This is a genomic window from Brachybacterium sp. p3-SID957 (assembly GCF_025144775.1).
In the GTDB taxonomy this organism is placed as follows: domain Bacteria; phylum Actinomycetota; class Actinomycetes; order Actinomycetales; family Dermabacteraceae; genus Brachybacterium; species Brachybacterium epidermidis.
In genome coordinates this window covers 1-16,259 of record NZ_JALXKT010000016.1, presented here as the reverse complement: position 1 = coordinate 16,259, position 16,259 = coordinate 1, and the positions used below count along the sequence as shown (strand labels likewise).

The following is a 16,259-nucleotide window of genomic DNA, read 5'->3' as shown; positions in this document are numbered from 1 at the left end:
CCCAGTGGTCCGCACCCCGTTCGACCACCCGCTCGACCCGATGGAGGAACCGTGAGCACCGACCAGGACTTCACCCAGCAGGACGTCGTCGAGAAGCTGCGCGGCACCAGCATCGTCATGCTGACCACCGCCCGCGCCGACGGCAAGCTGCTGTCCCACCCCATGACCGTCCAGGACGTCACCGACGATGCCGATGTGTGGCTGTTCGTGGGCCTGCAGGGCGATCAGGCCGACGCCCTGCGCCAGGGCCCCGAGGTGAACCTCAACGTCTCCGAGGCCGGATCCTGGCTGTCCGTGGCCGGCAAGGTCCAGTTCGTCGAGGACCGCGCCAAGATCGCCGAGCTGTGGGACGACTCCGCCAAGAGCTACTTCCCCGACGGCGTGGACGATCCGAACCTGGCCCTGGTGCTGGTCACCAGTGAGTCCGCACAGTACTGGGGCCTGCCCGGTGGCAAGGTCGCAGGTGTGGCCCAGATCCTCAAGGCCAAAGTCACCGGCGGGGACACCCCGGGCGGGACCGGCACCACCGAGCTGTGAGCTGTGAGCTGAGGGCCGTGGGCGAGGTGAGTCGACGGTCGTGGGCGCGCTGCGAGCTGAGGGTCGTGGGTCGGTTCACGATCCGACCCGCCATCTGGAGAATCGACTGTGCCATCTGGGGGCGAATGACGCGCTCATTGGCCCCCAGATGACCAAGTCGAAGTGAGTCCCGGGCACATCCTCCCTGTTCCGTCGGCGCGACTGCCGGGCACATCCGACCGGCTACCGTGACCCCATGCTCGGTCTGCTCACCCTCGACCTCGGCACCTCTGCGGCGAAGGCCGCACTGCTCGACCTCGAGGGGCACCTCCACGGCGCGGCGAGTGCCGCGTACCCCACCTGTCACACCCCGGACGGCGGCACCGAGCAGGACCCGGACCACTGGGTGCGCGCCGCCCGTATCGCGATCACCGAAGTCCTCCCGGCCTGGGTCGAGGTCGCCGCACTGTGCCTGACCGGCCAGATGCAGGACCTGGTCCTCGAGGGCGCACACAGAGATGTGGGTGGCGCGCGGGAGGGTCTGGCTCCCGAGCACGGTGCTGTGCGACCCGCCGTGCTGTACACCGACCTGCGTGCGGGCACCGAGCACGACGAGATCTGCACGGACCTCGCCCGCGACGGCGAGGACTGGGACCGCATCACCGGGAACCTGCAGGACGCCAGCAGCTGCGCCGCGATGTTCCGGCGCCTTGTGCGCCACGAGCCCGAGTCCGTCCGTCGCGCCCGCGGCCTGGTGTTCGGCCCCGCCGGGCACCTCGCGCACGTCCTCGGGGCCGGGCTCCACTGCGACCTGACCACCGCTGCGGCCACCGGACTGCTCGATGCCTGCACCCGCACCTGGTCACCTGCGTTGGCCCGCGCCGCCGGGATCGACCCGGCCCTCCTGCCGTACCTGACCAGTTCCGTCGGGGAGGTCGTGGGCCACACCGACAAGTCCGCCCCCGCCCTGCTGGGTGTGCCCGCCGGTGTTCCGATCGTGCTCGCGCCCGGTGATGCGGGTGCCGCGACGCTGGGGATCACCGGCCTCGCCCCCGGCCAGGACCACGTCTCCCTGGGAACCAGCGGCTGGATCGCGAGCGTTCGACGCGCCGCGCAGGACCGGGCTGCAGCTGGCGGCTCGGACCGGGCCGCGAACGGTGCCTCGAACCTGGCATCGCTCTCGACCTCGAACCCGGCCTCGATCTCGACCTCGGACCCGGCCTCGCACCGGCTCGCCCTCGGCGGCGGCGCTGAGCTGCACATCTCCGCGATCCTCGCCGCTGGGGCAGCTGCGGCCTGGGCGCGGCGCGCCTACCTCTCAGATGCCGACGCGACCGCCGCCGATCAGATGCTCGAGGCCCGTGAACGCGAGCGCGGCCGCGGGCCGACGGGCCTGCTGGTGCTGCCCTCGTTGGGCGGTGAACGGTTCCCCGTGCGGGATGACGTCCTGCGCGGGGCGGTGTTCGGCATCGATGCCACAACCGGTGCGACCGACCTCTACGCCGCGACCCTCGAAGGGGTCGCACTGGCCCTCTCGCACGCGCTCGATCCCGCCAGCGCCGGGCAGCTGCTGCCCGTGGTCGGCGGGGGAGCGGCCTCGGCACCCTGGCGGCGGATCCTGGCCGACGTCACCGGTCGGCCCGTGCTGCACGCCGACGGGTCGGATGCGACCCTGCTCGGTGCTGCGCTCGCGGGTGCCGACGCCCTGGATCTGGACCACGGCATTGTCCCGCTCGCCGAGCAGGGTGGGGACGTGACCGCACCGGACCCGTCGGCGGTTGTCGCCTATGCCGAGCTGCGGCCGGTGCACCGGAGGCTGTACGGGGCGGTCGCCGAGTTCGCCCGAGTGGGCTGAGACCGCGGAGAAATTTGGAGCTCAGCCCTGGCTGGGCACTGCTGGCGCCAGATGCTCGTACACCTCATCCAGGCCGTGACGGTTGCGCAGCTGGACGAGCAGTTGACGGGGGGACTGCGGCGGCCGTTGCCGACGGCTCGCAAGGATCTGGAGTGCGCGAACAGCTTCGGCACGGTGAGCAATCACTGTGTTGGCTGCGAAGTCCTGGGCGGAAAGCACCTCCACCGTGGCCTCCTGAAGTGCGGCGCAACTGGCGAGGCCACTGCGCCGGTCATCGGTGACGATCGCGTCAGCCTTGCCCATGATCGCAGCGTGGGCGACGTGACCGTCGTCTGGATCTCGAAGGTCGTACGGGTAGGTGCCAGACTTCGGAGCGATGATGGTGGATCCGGGGAATGCTTCGTCCATCTGACGCAGCAGCCGTTGCCGGGCATCGTGGTTCGCCGTCAGACCACGTCTCTCGTCGAGACGGCGAAGCACGTACTCGAGTTCCGTGATGATGCCAGTACCCCACAGTGGCGCGAAGCCGTGCTCGGCCGCGATCTGCAACAGGAAGTCCCGTTGCAGATCGGGCACGAGCACACAGGTGTCAAGAACGGCGCGGTACACCTGTCTCAGTGTGCCAGGGGCACCCGACGTTCAGGCCCGGTCCCTAGCCTCGCGAAGGGCCTCAGCGATATCAGCCTGGGTACTCTGGTCGTACTCGGACGATGTGTCGGAGATGAAGTCGGTCCGACGATCGTGGAGGGAATCCCGGTAGCAGAGGACATCCTTCAACCGGAGCTTTCGGCGTTGCTTGCCAGGTATTCGAGCGGGGATCTCACCCGCATCGATGAGCTTCACGACCGTCGGCCGACTGAGCCCGAGGATCTCTGCGGCCTGTTGCGTGGTGACCTCCTGGTCCCTGGCCACGATGCTCACCGACTGGCCGCGCTGTAGAGCGGTCGCGGCCTCTTTCAGGATCGCGAAGAGTTCCGCTGAGAGCTCCACACGGTCATGCTCGTCGGCACCCGTGAGGAAGAACGATGGGGACGGGGCGGTTCCATGCCGCTGTTCGTGTGCGACGACGAAGCTCAGCAGCTTCCCGGAGGCGTCGGCTGCCCGGGGGGTCTCAACGGTGTGGACGCTGGGAATGATGGCTGATTCAGGCATGGAGAGTCCTCGTCGTCCGTGCTGCGTGCGGGTGATCGGCTGTACGTGCGGTCACGATTTCGCGGGATCGCCCGCGAGGTCGAGCGCCTGGGTGTTCTGCCGACCCCTGAACTGCGATACTACACCGGTTGCGAAAGTTACGAAAGCGCTGGTGTGGGTGATCCACGTCGTCTTTGTCCGGCGTCAGTTCCGCACGGTCTCCAGCGCGATCGAGTCCTCGCCGATCTCGGTGCAGGCGAAGGTGGTGTCGATGACGGTGAACGATTCCCCGACCGAGCATTCGTAGGGATCGGCGTTCAGCTCGACGGCGGCTGGTCCGCCCTCGGTCGATTGGTCCAGATGGATCTTGTCGTGCATGTCCGCGGGCTTCTCGTAGCCGTGGGAGGCATCGAGGGGGCGAGGCAGGTCGTGCAGGCTGTTGCCGGTGATCTCGATGCGGCAGGAGCTGTCCGTGTCGCAGCTGCTCTTGATGGAGCTCGTCTCGCACGCGGCCAGTGGCAGCAGCACGGCGCCGGCCAGAAGTGCGGCGGCAAGGTGGCGCTGTCGTTGAGCCATGCACCCATGGTGGCAAAGTCCAGAGAGCTTGGGGAGGGGGAGAACTCCCCATCCGCAGGGACGGCCCCGGGTGCGGGGAGCCGACCGCCGGACCACCGCCGCCCGGTTAGTGCGCTCAGCGCCGGCCCACGAGCCTGCCCTCAGCGTCGGCCCACGAGCCTGCCCTCTGCGCCGACCCACCAGCCTGCCCTCACCGCCTCCCCACGAGCCTGCGCTCGGCGGCATGGTCCAGCCAGGTGCCCAGCAGAGCACGCAGCGTGGTCGGGGCCTCGGGGTCGTCGTCCACCCGCAGGTCAACGATGCTGGTGAACGGCCAGCTCGCCTCCGGGTCGATGCGGGCCACCATCACGGCGGCGGACTGTCGGCCCCGGATGTCACCACCGGCGTCGTCGGCCGCGATCAGCGCCTGAACCAGGGACAGAGCCAGGCCGTCGCCGGAGCCGGAGGAGCGCACCGTGCGGGTCATCGCCTCCAGCACCTCGGGGCCGGCCAGGCAGTTGCCCAGCGCGATCAGCGAGGGCCGATGGAGGCCGTCGTGGATGTGCACGCCGCTGCCCTCCGAGAGGCCCTCCCAGCCGGCCGCTGCGGCCGTCCCGCCGTGCGAATGGCCCGCCCAGCCGACATTGAGCTCCCCCGTGTGGGCGGCACCGCGGCCGGTCAGGTCCAGCACCCCGCACTGGCGCCGCTCCGGCTGGTCATCGGTGGCCAGCGCCGCAGCCAGCGCAGCCTCGGGCGTGGCACCCGGTGCTTCCAGCCCTGACAGCAGCGCCCCGTGCAGTCCGCGGTTGGTGGCGGCCTGACTGATCGAGACGCCACGGGCGGGATCCACGATCATCACGGCGTTGCCCACGGCAAGCGAGCGCGAGGCCGAGGCCGTCCCGAGCAGCCCGTGCAGCGGGTCGACCACGGCGAGGGAGAACGTCATGGGGCCCTTCCGACGAGTCTGGGAAAGCGATCACGAATGCACAACGATCCAGCACATCCGTCCAATCTTCACCCATCCGGAGAGTGTCCTGGACCACAGTGGGAAGACAGCTCGCGATGCCGCAGCATCTCGCCCCGGGGAAGGACCTCTCATGAAGCTCGACCGCCGCACTCTTCTGGCCGCCTCCGGAGTCTCGGGGGCAGCGCTTCTCGCCGCCTGCTCCGGCGGCGGGGAGGACGTCGACCTCGACGGCGGGGGCGCCGGCTCCGACGGCGGCGGGGCCGTCGACGGCGCCGAGCTGATCGCCGCGATCGCCGGTGAGCCGGACCAGCTGGACCCCCACAGCACCACCGCCTACTTCTCCTTCCAGGTGCTGGAGAACATCTTCGACACCCTCGTCGAGCCCGACGAGAACCTGGAGATGGTGGGAGCGCTCGCCGAGGACTGGGAGGTCAGCGACGACCAGCTGACCTACACCTTCACCCTGCGCGAGGGCGTCACCTGGCACGACGGCAGCGAGTTCACCGCCGATGACGTCGTGTACTCCTACAACCGGATCATCGACGAGGAGCTCGCCAACGCCTGGCGCCTGGCCGCCATCGAATCGGTGGAGGCGCCCGACGCCGGCACCGTGGTGATCGCCGTGGGTGCCCCCACCCCGGACCTGCTGGCCAACCTGGGCAACTTCAAGGGCCTGGCGATCGTCAAGCAGGACAACGTGGACTCCGGCGACATCGTCACCTCGCCCATCGGCACCGGTCCGTTCAAGCTGGCCGACTACGTCACTGGTGACAGCATCGCCCTGGAGGCCAACCCGGACTTCTGGGGCGGCGCCCCGGCGCTGGGCGGTGTCACCTTCCGGTTCATCTCCGAGGGGTCCACCGCCGTCACCGCCCTGCAGAACTCCGAGGTGCACTGGACGGACTCCTTCGAGCCGCAGCGGGTGGAGCAGATCGAGGGCAACGATGAGCTGGTGCTGGGCCAGGTGCCCTCCAACGACTACTGGTACCTGGCGCTGAACATCGCCAACGCCCCCTGGGACACGGTGGAGGCCCGCCAGGGCATCGCCTACGCCATCGACCGCGAGGCCATCATCCAGGCCTCCACCCAGGGCACGGCCGTGGCCAACCAGCTGGCCATCCCGGAGACCTCCTCCTGGTACCACGAGTACAGCACCTACTCCACCGACCCGGACAAGGCGCAGGAGCTGTTCGACGCCGCCGGCGGGGTGGACGGCACCACGATCCGCTTCATGGCCACCTCTGAGTACCCCGAGACGGTCAGCTCCGCCCAGCTGATCGCTGATCAGCTCTCGCCGTTCGGGATCACCGTGGAGATCTCCACCGCGGACTTCGCGACCTGGCTGGCCGAGCAGAACGAGGGCAACTTCGACATGCTGATGATGGGCTGGCTGGGCAACATCGACCCCTCCGGCTTCTACTACGCCCAGCACCACTCCGAGGGCGCCAACAACCGCCAGAGCTACTCCAACCCCGAGGTGGACCGGCTGCTGGAGGAGGGCGGCGCCGAGCCCGACGAGGCACGCCGCAAGGAGATCTACGGCGAGGCCGCCACGATCATCGCTGACGAGTGCAGCTACATCTACCTGTACAACCCGGCGGTGCTGCAGGCATGGGTGCCGGAGGTCGAGGGCTACGAGGCCCGCGGTGACGCCGCCATCCGCTTCCGCGACACCTCCCTGAACCAGTGACCGCGACCGGCTCCGCCGGGTCGCGCGCCGCAGCAGGCTCCTCCAGCCGCCTGCCCGGGTGGCTGCGCAACCCCACCGTGCAGTTCGTGCTGCGCCGCCTCGGGTACTCCCTGGTGGTGCTGCTGGGTGTGATCATCGTGGTGTTCACGATGCTGCACCTGGTGCCCGGCGACCCGATCCGGGTGGCCCTGGGGACCCGCTTCACCCAGTCCTCCTACGACGCCCTGCTGGAGCGCTCCGGGCTGGACCGCCCGCTGATCGTGCAGTTCTTCAGCTACCTGGGCGGAGTGTTCACCGGGGACCTCGGGGTGAGCTTCCGCAGCGGCCGCTCGGTCACCGACCTGCTGCTGCAGCGCCTGCCGGCCACCGCCTCGCTCGCGGCCGTGGCGATCCTGATCGCCCTGGTGATCGCGATCCCCGCCGGGATCTACTCGGCGCTGCGCGAGGGCAGGGCCTCCGATGCGATCGTGCGCGTGACCAGCCAGTTCGGTGTGTCCGTGCCGGACTTCTGGCTGGGCGTGCTGCTGATCATGCTGTTCGCCGCGGTGCTGGGCTGGCTGCCCTCCTACGGGTATACGGCGCTGACGGAGGACCCGCTGCAGTGGGCCCGGCACGTGATCCTGCCCGGCGCCACCTCCGGACTGGTGGCCGCCGCCATCATCACCAGATACGTCAGATCCGCGGTGCTGGAGGTCAAGAGCTCCGGCTACGTGCGCACCGCCCGCTCCAAGGGCCTCGCGCCGCGCACCGTGCTGAGCCGCCACATCGTGCGCAACGCACTGATCCCCATCCTCACCATCACCGGCATCCAGCTGGCCACGATCCTCTCGGGGCTGATGGTGGTGGAGGTGGTGTTCGCCTGGCCGGGCCTGGGCCGGCTGATCTACGACAGCGTCGAGGCCCGCGACTACCCGGTGGTGCAGGGTGGCGTGCTGCTGGTGGCGGCCCTGTTCCTGCTGGTGAACTTCGTGGTCGACGTGCTGTACGCCGTCGTCGACCCCCGGATCCGGCTGTCGTGAGGAGGCTGCGATGAGTCAGAACGACCCGCGTGCCGCCGCAGAGGCGGCCGAGCTGGCCGATCCCGTCGACCCTGCCGCCCAGGGCACTCCGGCCGATCCCGCCGAGCCCGCGAACCCCACGGGCTCGGGTGATCCCGCGGATCCGTCGGCCGACGTCGACGCTCCCACCGAGCAGCGCCGCCCCACCTGGCGGGTGCTGTTCTCCAACCCGGTCACCGTGATCTCGGCCCTGGTGCTGCTGCTGGTGGTGCTGGTGGCGGTGTTCGGCCGCTGGCTGATCCCCTACGGCATCAACTCCACCGACGTGCTGAACTCCCTGCAGGGTCCCAGCGCCGATCACCTCTTCGGCACCGACGATCTCGGCCGCGACGTGTTCAGCCGCGTGATCGCCTCCACCGAGACCTCCCTGCAGGTGGCGCTGATCTCCGTGGCCTTCGCTCTGGGCGTGGGCACCGCGATCGGTGTGACCGCCGGGTACGTGCGGGGCATCGTGGACACGGTGCTGATGCGGCTGGTGGACGTGCTGTTCGCGTTCCCGGTGGTGCTGCTGGCCCTGGTGATCGTGGCGATCCTGGGCACCGGCAAGTGGACCACCATGCTGGCCGTGGGCGTGGTGTACACGCCGATCTTCGCGCGCGTCTCCCGAGCTTCCACCCTGTCGGTGAGCGTGGAGCCGTACGTGCAGGTGTCCCGCACCATGGGCACCGGGCACCTGTTCATCCTCACCCGGCACGTGCTGCCCAACATCATGGCGCCGCTGATCGTGCAGACCTCCGTCTCCCTCGCCTTCGCGATCCTCACCGAGGCCACCCTGTCGTTCCTGGGCATGGGCATCCAGCCGCCGGAGCCGTCCTGGGGGCGGATGATCTTCGATGCGCAGTCGTGGATCGGGCAGGCCTGGTGGATGGCCGTGTTCCCCGGTGCCGCGATCTTCGTGACGGTGCTGGCCTTCAACCTGTTCGGCGATGGCCTGCGCGACGTGATGGACCCCAAGCAGCGCAGCCTGATGGAAGCGAGGATGAAGTGATGAGCGCTTCCCTGCGTGAGTCCGTGCTGGACGTGCGTGACCTGAAGGTGACCATCGGCCGGCGCACCATCGTCGAAGACATCTCGTTCTCCGTGCAGAAGGGGCAGACGGTGGGCCTGGTGGGCGAATCCGGCTCCGGCAAGTCGATGACCGTGCTGGCCGCCACCGGGCTGATGGATGCCCCCGCCTCCAAGGCCACCGGCTCCTCAGTGCTCGCGGGGGGCACCGAGCTGATCGGTGCGACGCCGGCGCAGCTGCGCAAGGTGCACGGCTCCCGCATCGGCTTCGTGTTCCAGGACCCGTCGACCTCGCTGAACCCGCTGCTGACAATCCAGCGGCAGATCACCGAGTCGCTGGAGGCCCACGGCCGCGGCACCCCGAAGGAGGCCCGGCGCCGGGCACTCGAGCTGCTGGAGGCGGTGGGCCTCCCGGACCCGGAGGACCGCCTGCACTCCTTCCCGCATCAGCTCTCCGGTGGTCAGCGCCAGCGCGTGATGATCGCGATCGCCCTGGCGTGCGAGCCGGAGCTGCTGATCGCCGATGAGCCGACGACGGCGCTGGACGTGACCACGGAGCGGCAGATCATCGAGCTGGTGTGGGACCTGCAGGAGCGACTGGGCAGTGCGGTGATCTGGATCAGCCACGACCTGGGCGTGATCGGTCAGGTGGCCGACGACGTCACGGTGCTGCGCCACGGGAACATCGTGGAGCAGGCCCCGGTGCAGGACATCTTCGCCGGCCCCCGCGAGGCGTACACCCGGGAGCTGCTGGACGCGCGCCCGCTGATCGGCGTGGCCGCCCCACCCACCCCGCCGGGGGAATCCCCGGTGTTGCTGGACGTGCAGGACCTCGACGTGAAGTTCCAGGTGCGCACCCCCACCGGATCCCGCACCATCCACGCGGTGGACGACGTGTCCTTCCAGGTGCGCAAGGGGCACACCCTGGGGATCGTGGGGGAGTCCGGCTCCGGCAAGTCCACCATCGCGAATGCCCTCACCGGCCTGGTCGAGCCCGAGGCGGGCACCGCGACCCTGACGGGCACGGACCTGTTCCAGCTGTCCCGCGGAGAGCGGCGCGATGTGCGACGCCGCCTGGCGATGGTGTTCCAGGACCCGTTCTCCTCCCTGAACCCGCGCACCGAGATCGGCGCCTCGATCGCGGAGCCGCTAAAGGTGCACCGGCTCGGCGGTAAGGACAAGGGCGCGCGGAAGGGCAGGGTGCAGGAGCTGCTGGACCTGGTGCACCTGCCGCGCGACTTCGCCTCCCGCTTCCCGCACGAGCTCTCCGGTGGTCAGCGCCAGCGCGTCTCCATCGCCCGCGCTCTCGCCCTGGAGCCGGACGTGATCATCCTGGACGAGGCCACCAGTGCCCTGGACGTGTCCGTGCAGGCCAAGGTGCTGGACCTGCTGCGGGAGCTGCAGGGCGAGCTGGGCCTCACCTACCTGTTCATCGCGCACGATCTCGCCGTGGTGCAGCAGATGAGCCACGACGTGCTGGTGATGCAGAAGGGCCGCGCCGTGGAGCACCGCGAAGCGTCCGAGCTGTTCGCCGACCCCCGCGAGGACTACACCAAGATGCTGCTGGCCGCGATCCCGCCAGCGGAGCCGCGGGCGGCTAGTGGGGTGTAGGAATCTCTTAACAAGGTCGGAGCCTCTCGGTGGTGTCATAGCGTCGAAGCAACACTCCCGGTCGGCGGGGGTCTGATCGGTGGAGTGTGCGGATGGCGCGGGTGGGGTTGTCGTTCAGTGACAGGTCGGAGATCTCGACGGCCTCGAAAGCGGGCTGGTCGGTGCGGAGGATCGCCCGTCACCTGGGGCGTTGCCCGTCGGTGATCTCGCGGGAGCTTCACCGGAACTCGACGAAGACCCGCGGCTACCAAGCCGTGACCGCAGACGTCAGAGCGCAGCGTCGGCGGGCTCGCCCGCAGCAGCGGAAGGTCGCTCGGGATCCGGTGCTGCAGGCGAGGGTGGAGGCGGATCTGGCCGCGTCGTGGACGCCGAACGAGATAGCGGGCCGGTTGCGTCTGGAGGCCGCAGACCCGACTGTTGGCCGTATGGCGAACTCTCCCGATGTCCAGGGCCGCACCGTCTCCGGTGAGGCGATCTACCAGTACATCTACGCGATCCCACGCGGTGAGCTCGCCCGGCGCGGGATCTTCTTGCAGTCCAAGCGGACCAAGCGCCGACCACGTACGACCGGGCGGACGCGCGGTGGCCCAATCGTAGGTATGGTCCCGATCGCGGAGCGAGGTGAGGACGCCGCCCAGCGTCGGGTGCCGGGGCACTGGGAGGGTGACCTGATCATCGGGAAGAATGGTGCCTCGTGCGCGGCGACGCTGGTGGAGCGGATGAGCGGGTTCACCGGGCTGCTGGCCCTGCCCTCGAAACACGCCGAGCCAACCGCTGACGCGGTCATCGAGTATTTCAACGACCTGCCCGAGATGATGAAGGCATCGTTGGCGTGGGACCAGGGCAGCGAGATGGCCCAGCACGCGAAGGTCTCCCTGGCCACGGCGATGCCGGTCTACTTCGCCGATCCCCACTCGCCCTGGCAGAGGCCCAGCAACGAGAACACGAACCGGCTCTACCGGGAGTATCTGCCCAAGGGCACGGTGATCCCCGATCACCAGCCCTACCTCACCACCATCGCCGAGGAGATCAACAATCAACCCCGCCGCCGACTGGGCTATCTCACGCCCACCGAGGCATTCGCTCGACTGCTCGCCGGCGAGCCCCATGTTGCTTCGACGCCTTGACATCGCCGTTCTCCGACGCCCTGAAATGCGAAGCGTGCGCGACGATCGTCTGCCCAACAACTTCCCCCAGGCGCACGGGTACAGCGTTGCCAATAAGCCGGCCCAGCACGCTGAACCGCACGGGCTCACCGGGAGGTACGAACTTGTACTTGGGTGGGAAGGTCTGCAGGATCGCAGCCTCGCGCAAGGAAATGGCACGGTCCTGCTCGGGGTGGCCGAATCGCCCGTTCCCGTATCCAAAGCACTGGGTCGTGATGGTCGGGCTCGCGTCGTCCCACGACATCCGGCCATACACACTCGGATACGTGGCACCGGTGCTCTTTCGATGACAAGCTGCCTGGAGCTCGTCGGGCCAATCACGCCAGGTACCGCCCGGCTTCGAGTGGCGTATCCGTTCAAGATTGGTCTTGCTCAATCGTGATGCGACATGAAGGCGGTCATTCGGGTCGGATTCGCCAGCCCCGATAGGACGGAGGCGGCCGATGGCCTCGCGAACGGTCTTCACACTCCCGTTGTCTTGCGCCAGCGTAAGGCCGTTGGCACCAAGCTTCGAGGCGATGAGAACCAAGCGCTTGCGCGTCTGCGGGATGCCAACCCGGACCGCTTGAACGACAGACCACTCAACCGAGTATCCAGTCAAGTTCTCCAAGAACTGATCGAAGACGGGATGGTCGAGCAACTGAGGAACATTCTCCATCGTGACAAGATCAGGTTGAACTTCCTTCACCAGCTTGCCGAACGTCTCAACAAGCTGCCAGTCGTCGCCGCGCTTCTTACTCCTACCTGACCGGCTATAGGTTGAGAAAGGTTGGCACGGCGCGCATCCCGCAATCATGCTGATGTCGGCTCCGCCAATCATCTCCGACACCTCAGACGCAGAGAGTTCGTTGACGTCGCCCTCAATGAACCTGGACTTGTTGTTGGCTTCGTAGGGATACTTGCACGCCGGATCAATGTCGATTCCGGCTACAACTTCGATGCCCGCCCGGGAGAGGCCGTGAGTGAGCCCGCCAACCCCACAGAACAAGTCGATCGCACGAATGGTGGGAGCGTTCGCATTTTCCGTCACGAGGCAATCACCCCTTCCTCCTCTTCTTGCACTTCACTCTTAGTAATCTCGATTTCAATAAAACTGACGAAGCACGCAACGGCTTCTTTCAAGTAGTCGCCTACGGCGGTCGCGACCCGTTGAAGCTCGGATACCGTCACGCCATCGCTGCAGTCAACGAACGAGAGTGAGCCGTGCGCAAGTCCATTGCGTCGATTCTTGACCAGCTTTAGCGCACCCATGTCGTCGCGAATATGACGCTTCGCCGCTTTAGCGACACTGGGAGAAAATACCAGCCCGCAGCCGACTCGTTCACAGATTTTCTCGATCGAAGAATCGTCCCAGTTTCCGCCGCCCCCGCGCTCAATCTGGAAACCCCTGATGGGCATCTGCTGCAACAACTGTTCGCATAGATCAAGAGCTGCTTCGAGACGCTTCTCGGGGCCTAGGTCGCTATGGGTGCGTGCGATGGAGCGCACCCATTCGGTCCTGAGCCCGATGCTCAGTTCGCTCGGGCGGCGCTCGGCCTCTTCGATGGCAAGAACAACTGCTTCGAGACACCGGAGCACCGTGGCTTCAACAAGGTTGTAGAGCTGGAGGTAGAGACTCGAGTTCAGAATTTTCTTCTGATCAGTTGTGATCGGAGCATCAGTTCCGCGGAGTCGCGGAGCCCCTTCCCGAGCCGCGTCTTCAACGTTCTGTAGAAACGAGAGGTATGCCTCAATCTCTGCATACCTCTCGTCAAAGAAGGGTGCGAGTTCAGTCGTTGCCATCGCCGACCAACTTGTCCTTGACGAACTCGATACGACCACGGAGTCGAGCGATCGCGTTCGCTCCGTCAGAACTGGTGATCCTCTGGAACTCCGGCAAGTTAATCCACGAGCCGACATCGACCTGATCGGCTGCACGATCAGCAATCTCGGGCTTCTCCTCCAGGGCGAGTGCGACGCCGATCGCAATGGACTCGAAACGCGTCCTCGGTGTCGCTGCCCCCGTTTCTGTCTTCTTGAATCCGAACGGGAAGTTTTGTGAGACAAAGTCGAGGACAGTTTTGAAGCGTTGGCGATACCTGTCGGCCAATTCCGAGTCCGACGCGAACTCTTCGTTCATCTTCTTGGAATACGCGAACAGGAAGTCGGAAGGACGGTCGCGGTAGTTTTCCAAGCCATCGCCGTAGGCGAAGAATCGAGTGACCAACTCTTCGTAGCCACGCTCCTTCTTGGCCTTAGCGGATATCGGTGCGAGTTGAGCCAAGAGCGGCTCATCGGCAAGTTCCATCACCAGTTCGATGAATGGACCAGCAAGCGCACCTCTGCGAATTTCGGCGGTGTTGGCGTTCTTGCTGCCGGTGTTGATGCGCTCGAACATGTCGAGTCGTGCCGCTTCGTCAGCGTGCTCGTTCAGAACAATGCCCCGCACCGAACGGTTCTTGATCTTGCGCTGCCTAGATTCGGGCAGATCGTCGAATTGGAACCCTGACAGATGAGTCAGAGGGTCGAGTTCGCCGAGCGCCAATCCGCCATAGATGAACTCTGCAATCGTGCGAAGGCGCTGAGACCCGTCCACAATCTCCAGGCGTCCATCCGGCATCTCCCAGAAGAAGATGAAGGGGATGGGCAGGCCCATGATCAACGATTCGATGAACCGCGATTTGCGTCGATCTTCCCAGGTAAACTCTCGCTGATAGGCGGGAACAACATACTCGCCATCCCGGACCTTCTGTGCGAGTATCTCGACGGAGTACTCAGTGATGTAGAAGTCGATGCGCTTGGACTGCTCAACGATCTGTGCTTCGGCAAGTTCGATCTGCTCAGCAGTCGGTCGCTCCTTGGAATGCGCCACCACAGCACCTCCTCCTTCTACGTGCGTCACCTCCGACAGGTACGCCTCCCTATAGGGTACCGGCGCGCTGCCGTCGCCGCGGGGACGACAGGCGGGCGAGCGCCAAGCCCGCGTCCCAGGATGCCGGAGGCCTCCGACATCCGTGGACCGCCGCCACGCTCCCCTACGTCGGCAGCTTGTGGGCCCTCCGTTCCTGCGCCCCGACGTGTGCGAGCTGGACGAGGCTGACTGGTCCGATCCAGAGGAACTTGAAGGCATCCCAGACGAACAGCAGGACCAGCAGGTACAGCCAGCCGGGGCCGCCGTCGTTGATGATCGTGGTGCAGATCGCGGCGGCATAGAAGTAGGCCACGGCCAGCAGCATGGCGGGGATGCCCCATGAAGCGCCCTGAGTTTGTTGGAGGCTCCTGACCTTGGAAACGAGGATGGGGTTATGCCGAAGGAACTGTCGAACGGGAAGCCGACGACGCGTCGCTACTCGGACGAGGAGAAGGCCGCCGCGGTGCGGATGGTGAGGACGTTGCGCGCCGAACTCGGCGCCTCCCAGGGGACGGTGCAGCGAGTCGCGACGCAGCTCGGGTATGGGGTCGAGTCGGTGCGGATGTGGGTGAAGCAGGCCGACATCGATGACGGCGTCACGCCCGGTGTGAGTTCGGCTGAGGCGCAACGGGTGAAAGAGCTCGAACAGGAGGTCCGTGAGCTTCGCCGGGCCAACGAGGTGCTCAAGCGGGCCGCGTCTTTCTTCGGGGCGGAGCTCGACCGCCATTATCGGAAGTAGTCGCGTTCGTCGACGCGAACAAGGATGACGTCGTGGACTGTCGCCGGCTCGGGGTCGAGCTCATCTGCAGGCTGCTGCAGGTGGCTCCGAGCAGCTACTACGCCGCCAAGACCCGGGTGCCGTCCGCCCGTGCAGTGCGGGATGAGGCGCTGATCCCGCAGCTTGTCGAGCTGTGGGAGACGAACTACCGGGTCTATGGGGTCCGCAAGCTGTGGAAGGCCGCCCGCCGGGCGGGGATCGTGATCGGCCGCGACCAGACCGCGCGGTTGATGCGTGCCGCCGGGATCGAGGGCGCGAGACGCTCGAAGCGGGTGAAGACCACCAGGCCCGACCCTGCGTCGGCGCGGCACCCGGATCTGGTGCGCCGGGAGTTCACCGCGACCGCCCCGAACCGGTTGTGGGTCACGGATCTGACGTTCGTGCCGACCTGGACCGGTGTCGCGTACGTGTGCTTCATCGTCGACGCGTTCTCCCGCATGATCGTGGGCTGGCGGGTCGCGTCATACATGCGCACCGAGATGATCCTCGACGCGATCGAGATGGCCCGCTGGTCCCGCGGGCACCACCACGGCGACCTGCGATGTCACAGCGATGCGGGCTCTCAATTCACGTCGATCCGCTACGGAGAGCGGCTTGCGGAGATCGGCGCGACACCGTCGATCGGGACCGTCGGCGACAGCTATGACAACGCCCTGGCGGAGACGGTGAACGGCTACTACAAAGCCGAACTCGTCCGCGGACCCGCGAGGTCCGGGCCGTGGAAGAGCGTCGAGGACCTCGAGCTCGCGACACTCGGCTGGGTGCACTGGCACAACAAGCAGCGGCTCCACGGCTACCTCGGCGACGTCCCGCCCGCCGAGTTCGAGAACGCGTTCTATGCTGTCCAAGCCGACCGCGACCGGCTGGTCGGAATCAAATAGCGCGAGTCTCCATCAGACCCAGGGCGCTTCATGTTGCGGGCGAAGTGGACCCGGCAGCGTTGCCATGACGCGCCGGGCAGCACGGCTTTGATCGCGTGCTTCAACCCGGAGTGCGCGTCGCTGGTCACCATAAGCACGCCCTCGGGTGCGGCGGGG

The 16,259-nt window shown here is 67.0% G+C and carries 16 protein-coding genes, 1 pseudogene and 1 other annotated feature; of the genes and pseudogenes, 8 read left to right on the top strand and 9 right to left on the bottom strand.

Translation table 11 applies throughout. The features are described 5' to 3' along the window. Positions 1-51: 51 nt before the first annotated feature. Both M3B01_RS05365 and M3B01_RS05360 read left to right on the top strand, forming a co-directional pair. On the top strand, positions 52-537 hold the full coding sequence (locus tag M3B01_RS05365) for a pyridoxamine 5'-phosphate oxidase family protein (protein WP_259790036.1): 486 nt from the start codon (positions 52-54) through the stop codon (positions 535-537). A 235-nt stretch (positions 538-772) separates the two neighbouring features. Further along, positions 773-2,371 (top strand): FGGY family carbohydrate kinase, encoded by a 1,599-nt coding sequence (locus M3B01_RS05360; RefSeq protein WP_193865629.1) that lies wholly within the window; start codon positions 773-775, stop codon positions 2,369-2,371. Positions 2,372-2,392: 21 nt separating this feature from the next. Here M3B01_RS05360 and M3B01_RS05355 read toward each other — a convergent pair whose 3' ends face one another. The 4 genes from M3B01_RS05355 to M3B01_RS05340 form a co-directional block, all read right to left on the bottom strand. Further along, positions 2,393-2,980, bottom strand: a complete 588-nt coding sequence (locus tag M3B01_RS05355; protein WP_193865628.1) for a PIN domain-containing protein — start codon at positions 2,978-2,980, stop codon at positions 2,393-2,395. Positions 2,981-3,010: 30 nt separating this feature from the next. After that, entirely contained in the window at positions 3,011-3,523 is a 513-nt protein-coding gene (locus M3B01_RS05350) for a helix-turn-helix domain-containing protein (protein ID WP_193865627.1), read from the bottom strand. Positions 3,524-3,706: 183 nt separating this feature from the next. Beyond that, entirely contained in the window at positions 3,707-4,078 is a 372-nt protein-coding gene (locus M3B01_RS05345) for a hypothetical protein (RefSeq protein WP_259790032.1), read from the bottom strand. A 190-nt stretch (positions 4,079-4,268) separates the two neighbouring features. Continuing rightward, positions 4,269-5,003 carry a DUF1028 domain-containing protein gene (locus tag M3B01_RS05340; protein ID WP_259790030.1) on the bottom strand — a complete coding sequence of 245 codons (735 nt, stop codon included), beginning with the start codon at positions 5,001-5,003 and terminating at the stop codon, positions 4,269-4,271. A gap of 151 nt (positions 5,004-5,154) precedes the next feature. Between M3B01_RS05340 and M3B01_RS05335 the strand changes: the two genes are divergently transcribed. The 5 genes from M3B01_RS05335 (at position 5,155) to M3B01_RS05315 (ending at position 11,515) form a co-directional block, all read left to right on the top strand. After that, positions 5,155-6,714 (top strand): ABC transporter substrate-binding protein, encoded by a 1,560-nt coding sequence (locus M3B01_RS05335; RefSeq protein WP_259790028.1) that lies wholly within the window; start codon positions 5,155-5,157, stop codon positions 6,712-6,714. Continuing rightward, positions 6,711-7,733: an ABC transporter permease gene (locus tag M3B01_RS05330; protein ID WP_259790027.1), complete on the top strand. Its 1,023-nt coding sequence runs from the start codon at positions 6,711-6,713 to the stop codon at positions 7,731-7,733. The genes M3B01_RS05335 and M3B01_RS05330 overlap by 4 nt, the downstream gene beginning before the upstream one ends. A 10-nt stretch (positions 7,734-7,743) precedes the next feature. Further along, the gene (locus M3B01_RS05325) at positions 7,744-8,760 is read left to right on the top strand and encodes an ABC transporter permease (protein ID WP_228019168.1); all 1,017 of its coding nucleotides are present in this window, start codon (positions 7,744-7,746) and stop codon (positions 8,758-8,760) included. Further along, the gene (locus tag M3B01_RS05320) at positions 8,760-10,388 is read left to right on the top strand and encodes an ABC transporter ATP-binding protein (RefSeq protein WP_259790024.1); all 1,629 of its coding nucleotides are present in this window, start codon (positions 8,760-8,762) and stop codon (positions 10,386-10,388) included. Before M3B01_RS05325 ends, M3B01_RS05320 begins: the two co-directional genes overlap by 1 nt. 92 nt (positions 10,389-10,480) lie before the next feature. Continuing rightward, positions 10,481-11,515: an IS30 family transposase gene (locus tag M3B01_RS05315; RefSeq protein ID WP_259790023.1), complete on the top strand. Its 1,035-nt coding sequence runs from the start codon at positions 10,481-10,483 to the stop codon at positions 11,513-11,515. On the opposite strand, the gene M3B01_RS05310 is transcribed toward M3B01_RS05315, so the two are convergent. From M3B01_RS05310 to M3B01_RS05295, 4 genes are all read right to left on the bottom strand, one after another. Further along, on the bottom strand, positions 11,451-12,584 hold the full coding sequence (locus M3B01_RS05310) for a DNA cytosine methyltransferase (RefSeq protein WP_259790021.1): 1,134 nt from the start codon (positions 12,582-12,584) through the stop codon (positions 11,451-11,453). The two genes, M3B01_RS05315 and M3B01_RS05310, sit on opposite strands and share 65 nt — an antisense overlap. Then, positions 12,581-13,336 carry an MAE_28990/MAE_18760 family HEPN-like nuclease gene (locus M3B01_RS05305; RefSeq protein WP_259790020.1) on the bottom strand — a complete coding sequence of 252 codons (756 nt, stop codon included), beginning with the start codon at positions 13,334-13,336 and terminating at the stop codon, positions 12,581-12,583. Before M3B01_RS05305 ends, M3B01_RS05310 begins: the two co-directional genes overlap by 4 nt. Then, positions 13,323-14,405, bottom strand: a complete 1,083-nt coding sequence (locus M3B01_RS05300; protein ID WP_259790018.1) for a DUF262 domain-containing protein — start codon at positions 14,403-14,405, stop codon at positions 13,323-13,325. Before M3B01_RS05300 ends, M3B01_RS05305 begins: the two co-directional genes overlap by 14 nt. Before the next feature lie 163 nt (positions 14,406-14,568). Beyond that, the gene (locus M3B01_RS05295) at positions 14,569-14,769 is read right to left on the bottom strand and encodes a hypothetical protein (protein ID WP_259790016.1); all 201 of its coding nucleotides are present in this window, start codon (positions 14,767-14,769) and stop codon (positions 14,569-14,571) included. Between the two features lie 69 nt (positions 14,770-14,838). Between M3B01_RS05295 and M3B01_RS05290 the strand changes: the two genes are divergently transcribed. Beyond that, positions 14,839-16,103 (top strand): IS3 family transposase gene (locus M3B01_RS05290; protein ID WP_259790014.1). Its coding sequence is split into 2 segments (ribosomal slippage): positions 14,839-15,142 and positions 15,142-16,103, totalling 1,266 coding nucleotides; the frame shifts between segments, so codons are not numbered across the junction. Beyond that, positions 15,138-15,272, top strand: a sequence feature (AL1L pseudoknot). (Overlaps the previous gene by 135 nt.) A 29-nt stretch (positions 16,104-16,132) precedes the next feature. Here M3B01_RS05290 and M3B01_RS05285 read toward each other — a convergent pair. Beyond that, positions 16,133-16,259 (bottom strand): annotated as a pseudogene (locus tag M3B01_RS05285) (transposase); the annotation flags it as partial.